Annotated in this window: 12 protein-coding genes and 2 tRNA genes; 6 read left to right on the top strand and 8 right to left on the bottom strand. The window is 69.6% G+C overall.

The genetic code is table 11. The features are described 5' to 3' along the window. Positions 1-3 precede the first annotated feature (3 nt). Positions 4-1698 carry an amidase gene (locus tag KRR26_RS15865; RefSeq protein WP_120208073.1) on the bottom strand — a complete coding sequence of 565 codons (1695 nt, stop codon included), beginning with the start codon at positions 1696-1698 and terminating at the stop codon, positions 4-6. Positions 1699-1796: 98 nt separating this feature from the next. Here KRR26_RS15865 and KRR26_RS15860 point away from each other — a divergent pair, with 98 nt between their 5' ends. After that, a complete protein-coding gene (locus KRR26_RS15860) occupies positions 1797-2861 on the top strand; it encodes a patatin-like phospholipase family protein (RefSeq protein WP_217080224.1) in 1065 nt (354 codons plus the stop codon). 9 nt (positions 2862-2870) lie between these two features. On the opposite strand, the gene KRR26_RS15855 is transcribed toward KRR26_RS15860, so the two are convergent. From KRR26_RS15855 to murJ, 5 genes are all read right to left on the bottom strand, one after another. Next, positions 2871-5258 (bottom strand): cation:proton antiporter domain-containing protein, encoded by a 2388-nt coding sequence (locus KRR26_RS15855; protein WP_217080223.1) that lies wholly within the window; start codon positions 5256-5258, stop codon positions 2871-2873. A 149-nt stretch (positions 5259-5407) separates the two neighbouring features. After that, positions 5408-5481, bottom strand: a tRNA-Met gene (locus tag KRR26_RS15850). A gap of 75 nt (positions 5482-5556) precedes the next feature. Beyond that, positions 5557-5630, bottom strand: a tRNA-Met gene (locus KRR26_RS15845). Between the two features lie 99 nt (positions 5631-5729). Beyond that, positions 5730-7751, bottom strand: a complete 2022-nt coding sequence (locus KRR26_RS15840; protein WP_120208069.1) for a S1 RNA-binding domain-containing protein — start codon at positions 7749-7751, stop codon at positions 5730-5732. A 225-nt stretch (positions 7752-7976) separates the two neighbouring features. Further along, positions 7977-9593, bottom strand: a complete 1617-nt coding sequence (gene murJ / locus KRR26_RS15835) for a murein biosynthesis integral membrane protein MurJ (RefSeq protein WP_120208067.1) — start codon at positions 9591-9593, stop codon at positions 7977-7979. A 198-nt stretch (positions 9594-9791) separates the two neighbouring features. Between murJ and KRR26_RS15830 the strand changes: the two genes are divergently transcribed. The 5 genes from KRR26_RS15830 (at position 9792) to KRR26_RS15810 (ending at position 15131) form a co-directional block, all read left to right on the top strand. Next, positions 9792-10250: a ferritin family protein gene (locus KRR26_RS15830; RefSeq protein WP_120208065.1), complete on the top strand. Its 459-nt coding sequence runs from the start codon at positions 9792-9794 to the stop codon at positions 10248-10250. A 50-nt stretch (positions 10251-10300) separates the two neighbouring features. Further along, positions 10301-11167, top strand: coding sequence for a family 1 encapsulin nanocompartment shell protein (locus tag KRR26_RS15825; protein WP_120208062.1), 867 nt, complete (start codon positions 10301-10303; stop codon positions 11165-11167). Positions 11168-11178: 11 nt separating this feature from the next. Further along, entirely contained in the window at positions 11179-12600 is a 1422-nt protein-coding gene (locus KRR26_RS15820) for a sigma-54-dependent transcriptional regulator (protein ID WP_120208060.1), read from the top strand. 98 nt (positions 12601-12698) lie between these two features. Continuing rightward, positions 12699-13760 (top strand): peptidoglycan DD-metalloendopeptidase family protein, encoded by a 1062-nt coding sequence (locus tag KRR26_RS15815; protein WP_120208058.1) that lies wholly within the window; start codon positions 12699-12701, stop codon positions 13758-13760. Positions 13761-13835: 75 nt separating this feature from the next. Beyond that, the gene (locus tag KRR26_RS15810) at positions 13836-15131 is read left to right on the top strand and encodes a hypothetical protein (RefSeq protein WP_217080222.1); all 1296 of its coding nucleotides are present in this window, start codon (positions 13836-13838) and stop codon (positions 15129-15131) included. Positions 15132-15174: 43 nt separating this feature from the next. On the opposite strand, the gene rsmI is transcribed toward KRR26_RS15810, so the two are convergent. Both rsmI and KRR26_RS15800 read right to left on the bottom strand, forming a co-directional pair. Next, positions 15175-16008, bottom strand: a complete 834-nt coding sequence (gene rsmI, locus KRR26_RS15805; protein WP_120208054.1) for a 16S rRNA (cytidine(1402)-2'-O)-methyltransferase — start codon at positions 16006-16008, stop codon at positions 15175-15177. 10 nt (positions 16009-16018) lie between these two features. Next, positions 16019-16402 carry a YraN family protein gene (locus KRR26_RS15800; RefSeq protein ID WP_120208052.1) on the bottom strand — a complete coding sequence of 128 codons (384 nt, stop codon included), beginning with the start codon at positions 16400-16402 and terminating at the stop codon, positions 16019-16021. Between the last annotated feature and the right edge of the window lie 9 nt (positions 16403-16411).

The following is a 16411-nucleotide window of genomic DNA, read 5'->3' as shown; positions in this document are numbered from 1 at the left end:
GCCTCAGGCTCCGCCCGGGGGCCGCAGCTCCGCCGTCGGCGCGAACGCCGGCGGGCGGCGATGATGCGTGGCCTGCTCGAAGGCATACGCCAGCCGCAACAAGGTCGGCTCGCTCCACGCCCGACCGAAGAACGACACCCCTACGGGCAGCCCCTGCACGGAGCCCGCGGGCACGGTGATGGACGGGTAACCCGCCACCGCCGCCAGCGTCGAGCTGCCGCCAAGCCAGTGGTCCCCCATCACCCAATCAATGAGGCCCGGCGGGCCCTGCGTCGGCGCGATGAGCGCGTCCAGCTTGTGCTTCGCCATGACCTCGTCGATGCCCCGCTCGCGCGACAGGCTTCGGCACATCTCCAGCGCCTTGCGATAGGCCCTGTCGGTCAGCGGCCCCTTCGCCTGCGCCTGGAGCAGCAGCTCCTGCCCGAAGTACGCCAGCTCCTGGTCCGCATGCGCCGAGTTGAAGCGGATGAGGTCCGCCAACGAACGCACGGACGACGCGGCGCCCAGGCCCGACAGATAGGCCTCCAGGTCCGCCTTGAACTCGTACAACAGGACGACCTGCTCGGGCTCGTCCAGCTTCGCCAGCGTGGGCAAGGCCACGGGATCCACCAGCACCGCGCCGCGCGAGGCCATCAGCGACAGCGCCTCCTCCACCAGCCGATCCGTCGCGGGGTGATAGCCAAAGAGCCGCTCGCGCGGCACGCCGATGCGCGCGCCCTTGAGACCGTCGGCATCGAGGAAGCGGGTGTAGTCCGCCGCGACGTGTCCCTGCGCCGCGGCCGTGGCCGGGTCGCGAGGATCCACGCCCGCCAACACCCCGAGCAGCGCCGCGGCATCGGCCACCGAGCGCGCCATCGGCCCCGCCGTGTCCTGGGTATGCGACAGCGGGATGATGCCCGAGCGGCTGACCAATCCCACCGTCGGCTTGAGCCCCACCAAGGAGCACGCCGCGGCAGGCGAGACGATGGACCCATCCGTCTCCGTGCCCACCGCCACCGCGCACAGGTTCGCCGCGGTGGCCACCCCCGAGCCCGAGCTGGACCCCGAGGGCGTGCGATCCAACGCATACGGATTGCGACACTGCCCTCCCCGTCCACTCCAACCACTGGTCGAGCGCGTGGAGCGGAAGTTGGCCCACTCGCTCAGGTTCGTCTTCCCGAGGATGACCGCGCCCGCCGTGCGCAGTCGCTCCACGAGGAAGGCATCGCGCGTGGGCACCGCCCCCACGAGCGCGAGTGAGCCCGCCGTGGTCTGCATCTTGTCCGCGGTGCCGATGTTGTCCTTCAGCAGGACGGGGACGCCGTGCAACGGGCCCCGAGCGCCCTGAAGCTTGCGCTCGGAGTCCAACGCGGTGGCCAGCGCCAGGGCCTCCGGGTTCAGCTCGATGACGGAGTTGAGGGGCAGATCTCCAGAGCGGTCCAGCTCCTTGATGCGCGCCAGGTACAGCTCGGTCAACGACTGCGCGGTCTGCTTGCCTGTCTGCATGGCCCGCTGGAGGTCCATCAGCGTGGCCTCCTCCAGCTCGAACGGCCGGCGCGTTCGAAGCGTCCCGCTCTCCGAGGCAGCGGCCCGCCGGAAGGTCGGCTCCTTCGCGTCGACCTCACCCGCGACGAGGGCGCTCGCGGCCACCGCCCCGCCCAGGAAGGTTCGACGGCTGAGTGTGGAGGCCTCGACATCCAACGAGCTGGGCTTCTTCATGGGATGCAAGGGACTACAGCAGCGCGGGTCGGCCATCGCAAGGCGCGGCCCGTCAGCCAGGCTCTGCCTCTCGCTGCCTGCTAGCGTGCCGCGCCGCGATGAGCACGAGCCTGACCCTCTTGGCCGGCCCCGACGCGCTGCGCCTGATTCGCGAGCGCGGCCTGCGCGCCGATGACGTGGACATCGTTCCGGGAGCATCGGGCGGACCGAAGTGGCTGGCGCTCGCCGGCCTCGACCGCGTCCTCTTCGGTGAGTTCTTCCGCGCGCCGCGCTCGCGCCCCCTTCACCTTCTTGGCAGCTCGATTGGGAGCTGGCGGCTGGCGTGTCTGGCGAATCGGGACCCCGTCGCCGCGCTGGAGCGCTTCGAGTCGGCCTACGTCGCCCAGCGCTATCCGGCCAGGCCGCCACCCTCCCTGGTGAGCGAGACGAGCGCGGCCATCCTCGAGAAGCTCCTGGGAGACACGGGCGTGGAGGACATCCTCACCCACCCTTGGGCGCGCCTCCACGTGGTGACCGCGCGCTGCCAGGGGTGGATGGCCCTGGAGAACCCCACGCTCCAGGCGCTCGGCTTCGGTGTGGGAGCGCTGGGCAATCTGCTCAGCCGCCGCACGCTCGGCCTGCACTTGGAGCGCGTTCTGTTCCACTCGGCCGGAGACACCTCCCCCTTCGCGGCGCTGAAGGACCTGCCCACCGCGCACCGTCCGCTCACGCGCGAGAACTTGCGCCCCGCGCTGCTCGCGTCGGGCTCCATCCCCATGGTGCTCAGCGGCGTTCGGGACATTCCGGGTGGGCCTCCGGGGATGTACCGGGACGGCGGCGTCATCGACTACCACCTCGATGTCGACTACGGCGAGGGCACAGGGCTGGTGCTGTATCCCCACTTCTTTCCGCACGTGGTGCCGGGTTGGTTCGACAAGTCCCTGCCCTGGCGGCGCGCGGGTCCGTTGAACTTCCGGCGTGCCTTGATCATCGCGCCCTCGCCCGCGCACCTGGAGCGGCTCCCGGGCCGCCGCATCCCTGACCGCGATGACTTCGTGAAGCGCTCCGATGCAGAGCGCACCCAGGCCTGGAACCAGGTGCTCGGCGAGGGCCGCAGGATGGGTGACGAACTGCGCGAGTTGCTCGCAACCGGCCGCCTCGCGGAGCACCTCCAGCCGCTGTAGCGCCACGCTTCAGAGGGTCACCTTGTCGACGTAGCACCAGCCCCAGTCCTCTCCGGGCTCCACGGAGCGGATGAGGGGATGCAAGGTGTCCTGGTGGTGCTTCGTGGCGTGCCGGTTCTTCGAGTCGTCACAACACCCCACGTGCCCGCACGTCAGGCACAGCCGCAAGTGCACCCAGCGGTCATGCAGCCGCAGACACTCTTCGCAGCCGCGCGTGCCCGGACGCACTGGATGGATCTGCGCCAGGTGGGAACACGGCGGCGCTCCGGGATGGGGCTCGAACACGAGGGTGGCCTCGGTGTCGATCCAGTCCGCGACTTGAGGAGGTCGCGAAGCCTCGGCGGCGGGCGGCTCGAAGGACGCGTCTCCCGATATCGGGGCTCGGAACAACGACGCGCCCCGAGCGAACGCCTCCGCGTCACCGACGAGCGTCACGTCGTCACCGACTTCCAAGCGCAGGGGCTCCGCGGCGCCTCGGAGCCTCATGCCCTCGCGCCGCACTTCCACCACGCGCAGGGCATGGGTCCGCTCGAGCTCCAGCTCCGCCACGGTGCGCCCCGCCACGGGTGCCCCCGCGCGCACCGTGACCTCGCGAGAGTCCAGACAGTCCTCGCCCAGCGAACACACCACCACGGGCCTCGTCTCTCCCGAGGGTTCGCGCAGCGCCGCATAGCCCGCGCGGCGCACGGCGGCCTCGTGGGCATCAATCTCCTCGGCCGGCAAGCGGTAGTCGCGGAGCACCGCGACCAGGAGGCTCACGACGCTCTCCATCTCCTCGGTGATGACGATGTCCGCCCCCGCATCGGTCAGCGGCACCACGTCCGCGACGGAGCGCGCGCGCAGCACCACTCGCATGGTCGGATTCACCGTCCGAGCCACCGCCACCGCGCGGCGGGCCATGGAGACCTCGTCATCCGCGACGACGAGCACCTTGGCCTTCTGCGCGCCCACGAGCAGCAACGTGCGCTGCCGGGCGTAGTCGCCGCGCAGCACGGGCATGTCCTCCGCCTCGGCCTCCGCCGCGCCCGAGGGACTCAACGTGGTGATGACGAAGGGGATGCCCGAACCGCGCAGCACGCGCACGAGCCGCCGCGCGCCATCCCCATAGCCCGCGACGATGACGTGGTTCTCCAGCGCGCCGAAGCGCTCGCTCGCGGCCTCGTCGAGCGCGCCCTCTTCATGGGCCGCCACCTCGGCCGCGTGCTCCTGGTGGCGCACCACCATCCGCCCAGCGAGCCAGCCCCCCAACCACGACACCAGCGGCGTGAGCACCATCAACATCACCGTGGCGGCGATGAAGGCCTGCGAGCCCTCGGGCACGCCCGCGAAGAAGAGGCCCTGCGTGCGACCCGAGCGCTCCAGGACGAAGGAGAACTCGCCGATCTGGGCCAGGGCCAGGGCGCTCGCCACGGCCACCGGCGGACGGAAACCGAGCGCCAGCACGCTCGCGCCCGTGGTCAGCACCTTGAGCACCAGGATGGCGACGATGGACGCGCCCACCACCGGCAGATGGGTGAACAGGAAGTGCACGTCCAGCAGCAGCCCCACCGACACGAAGAAGGTCGCGCTGAAGAGAATCTGAAGCGGGAGGATCTCCCCGAAGGCGTGCTCGCTGAAGCGGCTCTCGCTCACCACCAGTCCCGCCAGGAAGGCCCCAAGGGACAGGCTCACCCCCGCGAGGCTGGTGAGGTAGGCCGTGCCGAAGCACACGGCGATGAGCGTGAGCAGGAACAGCTCGGGCGAACAGGTGCGCGCCACGGACTCCAGCAGCGGCGGCATCAGCCGGCGCGCCGCCACCAGCACCGCGACGATGATGGCCAGCGCCTTGGTCAGGGCCCACACCAACGCCCAGCCCGAGCCCCCTCGCCCTGTCAGCATCGGCACCACGAGGACCATCACCACCACCGCGAGGTCCTGGAAGATGAGCAGCCCGAGCGACACCTGCCCCGGCTGCGTGGACGTCTCGCCCCGGTCCCCCAGGAGCTTCAACACGATGGCGGTGGACGACAGCGCCACCAGGAAGCCGGTGAACACTCCGGCCCGCCAGTCCACGCCAAAGGCCGCCAGCAGCAGCCACGTCGCCGCCGTGGCCAGCCCCACCTGGAGTCCTCCCCCGCCGAAGATGAGCTTCTGGAGGCGCGCCAGCTTCTCCAGGCTGAACTCGATGCCAATGCTGAACAGCAGGAGGATGACGCCCACCTCCGCCGCGGCGCTCACCAGCTCCAGGTCCTGCACCAACCCCAGCCCGTGAGGCCCGATGACGACGCCCGCGAGCAGGAACCCGACAATGGGCACCAGACGAAAGCGGTGGCCGACGTAAGCCATCACCGCGCCCGCGACGATGATCGCGACCACTTCCGGAAAGAACTGCGGCGCGGCGGAGGCAAACAGGAACATGGAGCCGCGCAGCAGACCCCACGCATTCCCTCAACGCATCCGCCCCCAACCCCACGCGTGCGCCTGAAAACACAACCGCGATGCAAACCTGTGAACCAAAAACAAAACCCCGTCCTCCAGGTTCGGAGGACGGGGTCTTGTTTCAAGAGTTGCGGGGGCAGGATTTGAACCTGCGACCTTCGGGTTATGAGCCCGACGAGCTACCAGGCTGCTCCACCCCGCGGCACCATCTGTCTTGTCTGTCTATCAACAACTGAGGCCCGATCCTGCATTCAAAATCGGGCCTCAGCTTACTGAGTTGCGGGGGCAGGATTTGAACCTGCGACCTTCGGGTTATGAGCCCGACGAGCTACCAGGCTGCTCCACCCCGCGGCGAAGTGAGAGGGTTAGTACCTCCCACACCCTGGACCGTCAACACCTTTTTCGGCACCCCTTCGTGTATCGGCAAGGGGCGCCGAAAAAGAGTCACCCCTACTTCCGCATCTTGCTGAGCAGATCCGCGAAGGTGCCGAAGCCCTTCTTGCCAGCGCCCTGCGGCTGCTGCGTCTTCTGCCACGCCTCGACCTCGGCGCGCTCCTCCGCGCGCTGCGCGGCCGGGATGGACAGACGAATCTTCCCGGCGGGATCGATCTCCAGGATGGCGACCTTCACCTCCTGGCCCAGCGAGAAGTGCTTGCGCAGATCCGTGCCGCGATCCGTGCCCGTCTCACTCGCGGGGATGAGACCCTTGCCCCCCGGGAACGCGAGGAACACACCGTACTGCTCGATGCGATCCACCTTGCCCACGACGACCTGACCCGGCTGCGGGCGCGGCGCGGCGGGGGCCGCGGGCGCGGCGGCAGCGGCGGCCTGAGCCGGACGCTCCTCGGGAGGACGCGACGCCTCCTCCTCGGTGATGCGGCGCAGGCCGATGCGCTTGTCGTTCGGGTCGATCTTCTCGATGACCACCCAGACGACCTCGCCCTCCTTCACCACGTCGCGCGGGTGCGCGATGCGGCGGTCGCTCAGCGCGGAGATGTGCACCAGGCCATCCACGCCCGGACGCAGCTCCACGAAGGCGCCGAACGGCTGGAGCCGGACGACCTTGCCCTGCAGGCGGTCGCCCTCCTTCAGCTCGGCGATGGCCTTCTTGAACGGGTCCTCCTGACGCGCGCGCAGCGAGAGCGTGATGCGCTCCTTCTGCTTCGACTTGTCGGGAGAGTTGGGCTGGGCGGCCTCCATGCGGAGGATCTCCACCTCGACCTCGTCGCCCTGCTTGACGACCTCGCTCGGGTGGCCGACGCGCTGGTAGGACAGCTCGGAGACGGGGATCATCCCCTCCACACCGCCCAGGTCCACGAACACGCCGAAGTCGCGGACGCCCGAGACCTTGCCCTTGACGACCTTGCCGTCCGCCAGGTTCTTGCGCGTCTCGGTGGCCAGGCGGCGCTGCTCGTCCTCGAGCAGCGAGCGGCGCGACAGCACCACGTTGCGGTCACGCACCTCGGTGACGCGGAACTGGAGCTTCTCGCCGATGAACTGATCCGGCTTCTCCACGAAGCGGATGTCCAGCTGGCTGATGGGGCAGAACGCGCGCACGTCGCCAATGGCGACCTCGACGCCGCCCTTGTTGACCGCCAGGACCATGCCTTCCACCGGCATGCCCGAGGCGCGCGCCTCGGCCAGCATCGCCATGGAGGCGTTGCCCTTGGCCAGCGCCCGGCTCAACAGGATGCCGCGCGCGCCCATCTCCACGACGTGCGCCTCGATGCGGTCACCCACGCCGAAGCGGAGGATGCCCTCATCGTCCTTGAGCTCGCGCAGCTCGATCATCGCCTCGCTCTTGGCCGCGCCATCCAGCGACACGAACGCGGTATCCGCGCCGAGCTGGAAGATGGTGCCCGCGACCTTCTCGCCCACGCGAACCGAGCGGCGACCTGGAGCGCCTCCGTCCTTCACCTGCGCCTCGAACATGTCGGCGAAGGACTCGGACTCAGCGACCTCTTCGTACAGCGCGCTGGTGGGCACCGGAGTCGGAGCCACCGGACGCGGAGCAGGTGCCGGAGCGGCAGCAGAGGCCTCCGCCGTGGCGGTGGTCTCCTCGGCGGTCGCGGTCGCGTCGGCCGGCTTGTCGCCCGCCGGGCCACGCGTCTCGATGACCCCCGAGGCGCGCTTCACGACGACCATGGGCCCCTGCGGACGGCGCTGACCCGCGTCGCCCCCTCCGGAGCCACGCCGCTCGCCACCGCGGTCGTTGCCACCGCGCGGACGGCGGTCATCCCGCCCCGGCGCAGCGGCCTCACCCTGAGGACGAGGCTGAGCATCCCGCTCGCCGCCACGGCCCGGTCCACGATTATCCCGGCCCTCGCCCCGGCCGCCGCCACGCCCACCGCGCTCGTCGCTCCGGCCGCCCGAGGGAATCCCGAGCATCACGTCGCCGAAGGTGGCCTTGGGCTTCTTCGGACCGAAACCACCAGGACCACCCGTATTTCCGCCGCTCTTCTCGTCGCTCACTGCCGAGACCTTCCGTAGACGATGTCGACCCAGACTTCCGGTGAAGTCCAAGTCCCATGAAAAAGGCGGCGCACTCTACACGCGCGCCACCTTTAGAGGAAGATCGATACGCACACGCCGAGCGCACCGATGCTCCCGGGACAACTTATCCGCCGGGCACAATCATCCCGTTGCGCCTCAAACATTCAAGCAAAAGCCCGTCTGGGCCCCAGGCGGCGGGGCGCGTCAGCGGACGACCTTGAGACGGCGCCCCACCTTGCGGAACACGGCGCCAGCCTCGGGGATGCCCAGGGCGGCGGCGAGCGCGAAGTACACGGCCCCGAAGGGCAGCGCCACCGCGATGAGCGCCACGACCGGGTTCAGGTGCGGGGGAACGAGCAGGTGCCCGCCCCACTCCGCTGTCACTCCCGGCATGGGCCCCAGCCACCGGGCCAGCCCCAGCTTGATGCCCAGCCCCACGAACCCCGCCACGCCCGCCGCCAGCCACAGCCGGGGCAGCAGGCCCGCCGGCAGCCCCACGGGCCCCAGGCGCTGCATGAGCTTGCGGCGCAGGAGGGAGGTCTCCAGCCAGGCCACGATGCCGCTCGACAACGTGAGGAACGCGGCCCCCAGCTCCCGGGGCACGCCGAGCCAGTCGGGCAACCACAGCGCCAACACGTACGCCTTGGCGGTGCCCAGCGCCACGCGCAGCACGGCATAGCGCAGGGGCGTCTTCGGGTCCTTCAGCGCATAGAAAGCGGAGGCGTACAGGCGCCCCACGGTGGAGGCCACCAACCCGACCGCCGCGCCCATGAGCAGGTACCAGAGGTAGCGCGAGTCCGCCGCGTCGAACCGGCCCGTCTGCAGCAGCGCCGCGCTCACCAGGTCGCCCACGAAGAGGAACGCCGCGGCCGAGGGCACCACCCAGAAGGCGATGCGTCGCGCGCCCCCATCGATGCGCGTGCGCAGCTTCACGTGGGCATCCGCCTCCCCTTCCCCCGTGGCGCGCGCCATCTCGGGCAGCTCGGCGGCCGAGACCGCCATGCCGAAGAGGCTCACGGGGATGAGGTAGACGGTCTGCGCGTACAACAAGGAAGACAGGGCGCGGCTGGAGATGAGCGACGCGAAGGCGGTGTCCACCCAGGCGCTGAATTGCACCACGCCACGTCCCAGCACCACGGGGCCGAAGTTGCGCAGCACCTGCCGCACGGACGCGTTGGCCAGCGACAGCGCCGGGCGGAAGCGCCCCAGCAGCCGGAGCACCGTGGGGAGCTGCACGGCGAACTGGAGGAAGCTGCCCACGCCCACGCTGTAGGCCAGGATCTCCGCCAGCTTCTCCTCGCCGTAACGGCCACCCGCCCCGAGCAGCGTGGCGATCATCACCACGTTCCACACCACGGGGGCCAGGTACGACAGCAGGAAGCGCCGGTGACTGTTCAGGATGCCGAGGCACCAGGCGCTCAGCACGAGCAGCCCCGTGCCCGGGAAGATGATGCGCACCAGCCGGACGGCCAGCGCGCGCTCTTCGCCATGGAAGCCCGGGGCGATGACCTCCACGAACATCGGGGTGGCGAACATGCCCGCCGCCACCGTCAGCCCCGTCACCAGCGCGAGCAGCCCGAACACCGCCCCCGCCACCCGGTCCGCCTCCTCCGAGTCCTTCTTGCCCAGGAGCTGGGCATAGACGGGGATGAAGGAGCCGGACAGCACGCCCTCACCGAAGAGGTTCTGCAGGAAGTTGGGGATGCGCAGCGCGGCCTTGAAAACGGCGGCCGCGGCGGCGTTGCCCAGGTAGTGGGCGAACACGCGCTCGCGCACGAGCCCCATCAGGCGCGAGGCCAGGATGCCGATGGCGACGAGCATGGCCCCTCGTCCGCTCCCCCGCTCCGACGGGGCCGGCGGGGGGACTGAGGGCTTCGGCGACTCGGCGGGCGATGCGGGTGCTGGGGCGGTCACGCGGGCGCGGACTCTAACGCCGTGTCCAGCGCCATGAAGCAGGAAACCCACCGAGCCCTCTTTCACTTGACGGTGCCCCCAACGGATTGCGAGGGTCGCCAACCCATGGCTGGAAACTCCGACACCGAGCGGTCTGACGTGGCGCGCATCCGCGCCGTGCTGGCGCGCGAGCTGGAGACCATCAACGAGTACGAGGCGTTCGCGGCGGCCTCGACCGACCCGGAAGTCCGCGCCTTCTTCCTGCACCTGGCGGCCGAGGAGAAGGAGCACGTCTTCGAGGCCACCCACATGCTGCGCATGCTGGACGCCGGACAGGACGCGCACTTCGCGCACCCCATCGCGCCCGGTCACTTCCAGCAGGCCGTCGCCGGAGGAAAGGCCGCGGTGCCCACGCCGCCGCCCTCGCCCTCCACGGCCGCGCCCCATGGCCGCACGCCGCCCGAGCCGCTGACGCCCTTGCCCCCGCACCGCCTCATCTACGGCATGCCGGCCCCGCCCCCTTCCGAGGGCAGCCATCCGCTGACCGTGGGTCCCCTGCGCCGAGGCGGCGGCGGTGGACGCTGAGCCCTTTTCGATTCTCCTCCCGTTTGTTGCCGTCGTGACGGAGCCATCCGATGCCTGACTTTCTTGGACATGCCGAGAACCCGCTGCGCGAAGAGGAATGGGCGCGCCTGAACGAGACGGTGATCCAGGTCGCCCGCCGCTCGCTCGTCGGCCGCCGCATCCTGGACATCTACGGTCCGCTCGGCGCGGGCGTGCAGACGGTGCCCTACGACGAGTATCAGGGCGTGTCCCCCGGCGCCGTGGACATCGTCGGAGAGCAGGAGACCGCGATGGTCTTCACCGACGCACGCAAGTTCAAGACCATCCCCATCATCTACAAGGACTTCCTGCTGCACTGGCGGGACATCGAGGCGGCGCGCTCGCACAACATGCCGCTGGATGTGTCCGCCGCCGCGGGCGCCGCCGCGCTCTGCGCCCAGCAGGAGGACGAGCTCATCTTCTACGGCGACACCAAGCTCGGCTACGAGGGCTTGATGACAGCCGTGGGCCGGCTCTCGGTCTCGCTCGGAGATTGGACGGCCGCGGGTGGCGGCTTCCAGGCCATCGTCGAGGCCACGCGCAAGCTCAACGAGCACGGCCACTACGGCCCCTACGCCGTGGTGCTGTCGCCGCGCCTGTACTCGCAGCTGCACCGCATCTACGAGAAGTCCGGCGTCCTGGAGATCGAAACCATCCGGCAGCTCGCCTCGGACGGCATCTTCCAGTCCAACCGCCTGCGCGGTGACTCGGGCGTGGTGGTCTCCACCGGCCGCGAGAACATGGACCTCGCGGTGGCCATGGACATGGTCACCGCCTACCTGGGCGCCAGCAAGATGAACCACCCGTTCCGGGTCCTGGAGTCGCTGCTGTTGCGCATCAAACACCCGGACGCCATCTGCACCATCGAGGGCGCGACCTCGACCCAGCGCCAGCCGTAGGCCCCGCTTCCATGGCCAAGGTCCTGGTAATCGACGACGAGGCCAACCTGCGCAAGGTGCTGGCCGCGCTGCTGCGCCGGGACGGCTTTGACGTCACCGTCGCGGAGAACGGCGAGCAAGGGCTCGCCGAGTTCCACAAGAACGGCGCGGACATCGTGGTGACGGACCTGGTGATGCCCAAGGTGGGCGGCATGGAGGTCCTCGCCTCCGTGCGCGCGGCCAACTCGGACGTGCCCGTCATCATCATCACCGCGCACGGCACCGTGGACTCGGCGGTCGAGGCCATCAAGGCCGGCGCGTTCGACTACATCACCAAGCCGTTCGATCAAGCCGAGCTGTCCTCCGTCGTGGCCAAGGCCGCCAAGACGAACGAGAGCGCCAAGCGCTCGGTGCGCCCAGACCACAAGGCACGAGCGGCCATCATCGGCGAGTCCCCGCCCATCCAGGACGTCTACAAGATCATCGACAAGGTCGCGGACACGCCCTCGACGGTGCTGATCACGGGCGAGAGCGGCACGGGCAAGGAGCTCATCGCCACCGCGCTGCACGGCGCCTCCAGCCGGCGCGACAAGCCCTTCATCAAGATCAACTGCGCGGCCATCCCCGCCACGCTGCTGGAGAGCGAGCTGTTCGGCTACGAGAAGGGCGCCTTCACCGGGGCGGTCACCTCCAAGCCAGGCCGCTTCGAACTGGCCGACGAAGGCACCCTCTTCCTCGACGAGATTGGCGAGATCCCCGTCGAGATGCAGGTGAAGCTCCTGCGAGCGCTCCAGGAGGGTGAGTTCGAGCGCGTGGGCGGCATCAAGACGACGCGCGTGGACGTGCGCCTGGTGGCGGCCACGAACCGGGACCTGCAGGCCGAGATTGAAGCGGGCCGATTCCGCAAGGATCTGTACTACCGGCTGGCGGTGGTCCCCATCGTGCTGCCCGCGCTGCGCGAGCGCCGGAGCGACATCCCCATGCTCGCCCAGCACTTCGTCGACAAGTACAACCGGCGCCTCAACAAGAAGATCGAGGGCATCGCGGACGACGCGCTGACCCTGCTGCAGACCTACGCGTGGCCCGGCAACATCCGCGAGTTGGAGAACCTCATCGAGCGCGTGCTGCTCTTCGCGGATGGTCCCCTCATCACCGCGAAGGACCTGCCCGAGCCCGTCAGACAGGGCACGAGCATGACCGCGGGCACCAGCCCGTCCTCCTCAGCCACGCTCGAGGTCCCCACGGGCGAAGTGGGCCTCAAGGACATCGTCCGGATGAAGGCGGCCGAGTTGGAGCGCGACCTCATCGTGAAGAAGCTCGATGAGACGGGCGGCAACGTCACGCGGGCCGCGCGCCTGCTGCAGATCAGCCGCAAGTCGCTCCAGACGAAGATGAAAGAGTTTGGCCTCCGCGACCCGTCGCCGGACGGCCAGGACGAGGGGCCGGACGAGTAACCCCTCGCTGTCCCCCACCCACGACCGCGTGCCGAAATATCGCCGGAATGCCGGCGGTTTCGGGCCCGCGTACCCATTGCCACCCTCCGGGAGCCTGCATGCGGCCGAACCTTCCCACCCTCGGTGCCCCACCGAAGCGCAACCCCTTCGGACCGGTGGTCGCCGTCTCCGTCATCCTCGGCGCCGCCGCGGGAGGCGTGTGGTGGTGGAAGCAGCGCATGGCGCAGGCCACGCAAGAAGTCACCGCGGAGGCGCAGGCCCCCGCGCCGGATGCCGGCACGCCGACTCCTCAGCAGGCAACCGCCGCCGCTCCGGGCGCGACGACGCCCCCCGCGACGCCCGAGAATCCCGTGAAGGCCGCGGGCCTCGAGCACGCCTCCATGCGCATCAACGGCCCGCTGGAGACCGCGTTCGTCCAGGCGGCCGGCTCGGACGTGGGCCCCGCGCTGTCCCAGGTCGTCACCCGCACGCTGGTGTGGTGGGTGCGCGTCCCAGGCGAGGTGCTCCGGGGTGACACGCTCGACGTCATCTACCAGCGGCGCGACGGCGAGGAGCCGCTCGTGTACGCCGTGCGGTTCGTCAGCGCGAAGACGGGCCAGACGCACCGGGCCTATCGCTTCCAGCCCGAGGGCGAGGCCAACGCCCGCTACTACCTGCCCACGGGTGAGGAGCTGGAGCTGCGGCTCGAGCACTCCCCCATCGACACGTACGAGCAGGTGACGTCCCTGCTGCGCGACGGCCGCGGCCACAAGGGCGTGGACTTCCGCGCCCCGGTGGGCACGCCCGTCAAGGCGCCGTTCGCCGGCGTCATCAAGCGCAAGAACTGGAACTGGGGCAGCAACGGCAACTCACTGGAGCTGGTCGAGTCTGGCGGCAAGGCGCGCCGTGCCCTCTTCCTGCACCTGTCCGAGCTGCCCAAGAGCCTCCAGGCCGGGGCGCGCTTCAACGTCGGCCAGGTGCTGGCCCACAGCGGCAACACCGGCCACTCCTTCGCGCCCCACCTGCACTACCAGCTCATGACGCAGGATGACCGCGTGCTGGACCCGTTCGATCAGCACAAGACCTACCGTGGCGCACTTAAGGCGACGCAGAAGTCGGCCTTTGAACAAGAGGTCCGCCGGCTCGATGGACTCCTCGGGACTCCGGTCGCGGGCAAGTAAACGTCATCGGATTCTTGACACCCCTCCGAGGGCACGGCTAGCTGGAAGCCCTGGCCATTTGTCGTCGGAGGTCGGATGCACAGGCTTCGCGCCGTTCTCGCCGCGCTGACGCTCGGCGCGCCGTTGGCCGCCAGCGCGGCGGATATCACGCGGATCGCGTCCTCGTTCGAGGATGACGATCCGTTCGATCTCTTCATCGACGTGGGGTTCGAGCGGACGCAGACCCGCGCCAAGCTCGTCCGGGAGCAGGCCCCGTCGGTCGAAGGCGGTCACCTCCAGGAGAGCAACGAGCTCTGGTACAAGGGCGTGGACTCGCGCTTGAACCTGCGGCTGGCCTTCGGCCTCTACCGCGACCTCGAGTTCTCCTTCGCGGTCCCCATCGTCTTCCAGCAGAACGAGCGCTGGGACTTCGTCAGCGGCACCACGCTGACCAACTCGACCCTCACCAACAACTGCATCAACGCGGACGGCTCGACCATTCCGGGCTGCCTGGCGGACCCGGCCGGGCTGGGGCATCCCCTGTTCGGCGTGCCGCAGGAGAGCTTCCGCGGTGGCCTGGGCAACATGCACTTCGGCATGGCCTACGCCTTCTTCAACCAGGAGAAGGATGACACCAAGCCCACGTGGATCATCGGCTTGGACTGGGAGGCCCCCACCGCGAAGCAGCGCGACCCGAGTCTGGACACCACGGATCCGGACAACCGCGGCAACGTGGGTGACCGGGTGCACAAGTACCAGATCTACACGTCGTTCTCGCGGCGCATGGGCATCGCGGACCCGTACTTCCGGGCCTCGTACACCATCCCGGTGCGCGGCCCGAAGTTCTACTCCAACTGCGATCAGCGCGACGCCTCGCCCTCCAACCTGGGCGCGCCGGAGAACTGCCTCACGGGGCCGTGGGACCGCAAGGAGACGGGCATCAAGTCCCCCACCCAGGCCAGCATGCTCTTCGGCGTGGAGCTGGTGCCCTTCCAGAACGACAAGAAGTTCCAGAAGTTCGCCTTCGACCTGCGCGCCATCGGCAACTACGTGGGCAAGGGCCGCTACTACAATGAGCTGAGCTCGGCGCTGCGCAAGCTGCTGACGTCGGAGGACTACTTCCAGGTCGGCGGACTCGTGGGCGTGTCGGCGCGCGCCGCCGAGGCGTTCACCATCCGCGCCTCGGGCACCTTCCTCTACAACTCGGACCACCTGCTGACGTCCGAGACGATTGGCAAGGACGAGGACAGCAGCGGCACCGTCAACGTGGCCGCGAACCCCTCCGAGGTGAACCCGAACTTCGACTGGCGCTACGACGTGGCCGGCCGTCGCTTCCGCGCCACGGAGAGCACCACGTTCCGCTTCGACCTGTCGGCCAGCTTCAGCTTCTGACCACGGGCCCTGGCCCCGGGGCGTCCTGCCCTGGGGCCCTGCTTCACCGCTGCTTCAGTCCCAGGCCAAGCCGGTAGACTTCCTGACCGGCCCAGCCCGCGCGGCGAGCCAGCTCGGTGCTCAGCGCCTTGAGCTTCTCGCCCCGCCCCAACCCCTCCTGCAGCGCGCGCTTCAGCTCGTCCTCGGACCAGCGCCGCTCGCCGGTGCGTCCCTCCACCAACACCACGACTTCGCCCCGGGCCTCCTCGGCGGCATAGCGCGCGGCCAGCTCCGACAAGGGGGCGCGAACGAACTCCTCGTGCAGCTTGGTCAGCTCACGGGCCACGCATGCTCGCCGCTCGCCCCAGGCCGCATGGAGATCCACGAGCGTCTCGCCCAGCCGGCGAGGCGACTCATAGAGAACGAGCGTAGCGGACAGCGGAGCCACTTCCTCCAGCATCGCGTGTCGCTCAGGCCCCTTCCGAGGCAGGAAGCCCAGGAAGTGGAACCGCCCCGTGGGCAGCCCCGACGCACTCAACGCGGACACCAACGCGGTGGCCCCAGGCACGGGCACCACCGTCACCCCTCGCTCGAGGGCCTCGGCGACCAGCTTCTCGCCCGGGTCGCTGATGCCGGGGCTCCCCGCATCGGTGATGAGGGCGCAGTCCTCGCCCTCCACGATGCGCTCCAGGATGCGTCCGGCCCGCTGGCCTTCGGCGAAGGCTGGCAGGCTCACGAGGTCCTTGCCCCCAATTCCGAAGTGGTCGAGCAACACCCGCGAGTGCCGCGTGTCCTCGCACGCAAGGAAGCGCACGGTGCGCAACGTCTCCAGCGCCCGTGAGGTGATGTCCCCCAGGTTTCCGATGGGAGTGGCGACGAGATAGAGCGTTCCAGCCATGGGGCGTTCCTCACATACCGGCGTCGAAGGCGCCAGGAATGTGTTCCACCGTGGCGTGCGCGCCGCGCCCCACCACGGAGATGACGTCGAAGCGCACCATGCGCTCGCGGACGTCATACTGGAAGAGGTAGTGCATCGCCGCCTTCACCACGCGGCGCTGCTTGGCGAAGGACACCGTGTCCACGGGCTCACCGCACACGGTAGAGGAGCGCATGCGCACCTCGACGAAGCAGACGAACTCGTCGCGCTCTGCCACGACATCCAGCTCACCGTAACGGCACGTCCAGTTGCGGGCCCGCACGCGCCACCCTCGGGCCTCCAGGAAGCGCACCGCGCTGTCTTCCGCCGTATTCCCCCACCCACGCCGGTCCCCCGGCGCCGCCGCCCGTCCCATCCCACCCAC

Source organism: Citreicoccus inhibens (genome assembly GCF_019039035.1).
Lineage (GTDB): Bacteria > Myxococcota > Myxococcia > Myxococcales > Myxococcaceae > Citreicoccus > Citreicoccus inhibens.
Note: the sequence above shows the minus strand (reverse complement) of the source record. Positions and strands in the feature narration are given on the sequence as shown.

Bases quoted from the DNA above. Each gene is read 5' to 3' on its own strand.
- KRR26_RS15865 (WP_120208073.1), bottom strand. From the start codon at position 1,698: ATGAAGAAGCCCAGCTCGTTGGATGTCGAGGCCTCCACACTCAGCCGT.
- KRR26_RS15860 (WP_217080224.1), top strand. From the start codon at position 1,797: ATGAGCACGAGCCTGACCCTCTTGGCCGGCCCCGACGCGCTGCGCCTG.
- KRR26_RS15855 (WP_217080223.1), bottom strand. From the start codon at position 5,258: ATGTTCCTGTTTGCCTCCGCCGCGCCGCAGTTCTTTCCGGAAGTGGTC.
- murJ (WP_120208067.1), bottom strand. From the start codon at position 9,593: ATGCTCGTCGCCATCGGCATCCTGGCCTCGCGCCTGATGGGGCTCGTG.
- KRR26_RS15830 (WP_120208065.1), top strand. From the start codon at position 9,792: ATGGCTGGAAACTCCGACACCGAGCGGTCTGACGTGGCGCGCATCCGC.
- KRR26_RS15825 (WP_120208062.1), top strand. From the start codon at position 10,301: ATGCCTGACTTTCTTGGACATGCCGAGAACCCGCTGCGCGAAGAGGAA.
- KRR26_RS15820 (WP_120208060.1), top strand. From the start codon at position 11,179: ATGGCCAAGGTCCTGGTAATCGACGACGAGGCCAACCTGCGCAAGGTG.
- KRR26_RS15815 (WP_120208058.1), top strand. From the start codon at position 12,699: ATGCGGCCGAACCTTCCCACCCTCGGTGCCCCACCGAAGCGCAACCCC.
- KRR26_RS15810 (WP_217080222.1), top strand. From the start codon at position 13,836: ATGCACAGGCTTCGCGCCGTTCTCGCCGCGCTGACGCTCGGCGCGCCG.
- rsmI (WP_120208054.1), bottom strand. From the start codon at position 16,008: ATGGCTGGAACGCTCTATCTCGTCGCCACTCCCATCGGAAACCTGGGG.
- KRR26_RS15800 (WP_120208052.1), bottom strand. From the start codon at position 16,402: ATGGGACGGGCGGCGGCGCCGGGGGACCGGCGTGGGTGGGGGAATACG.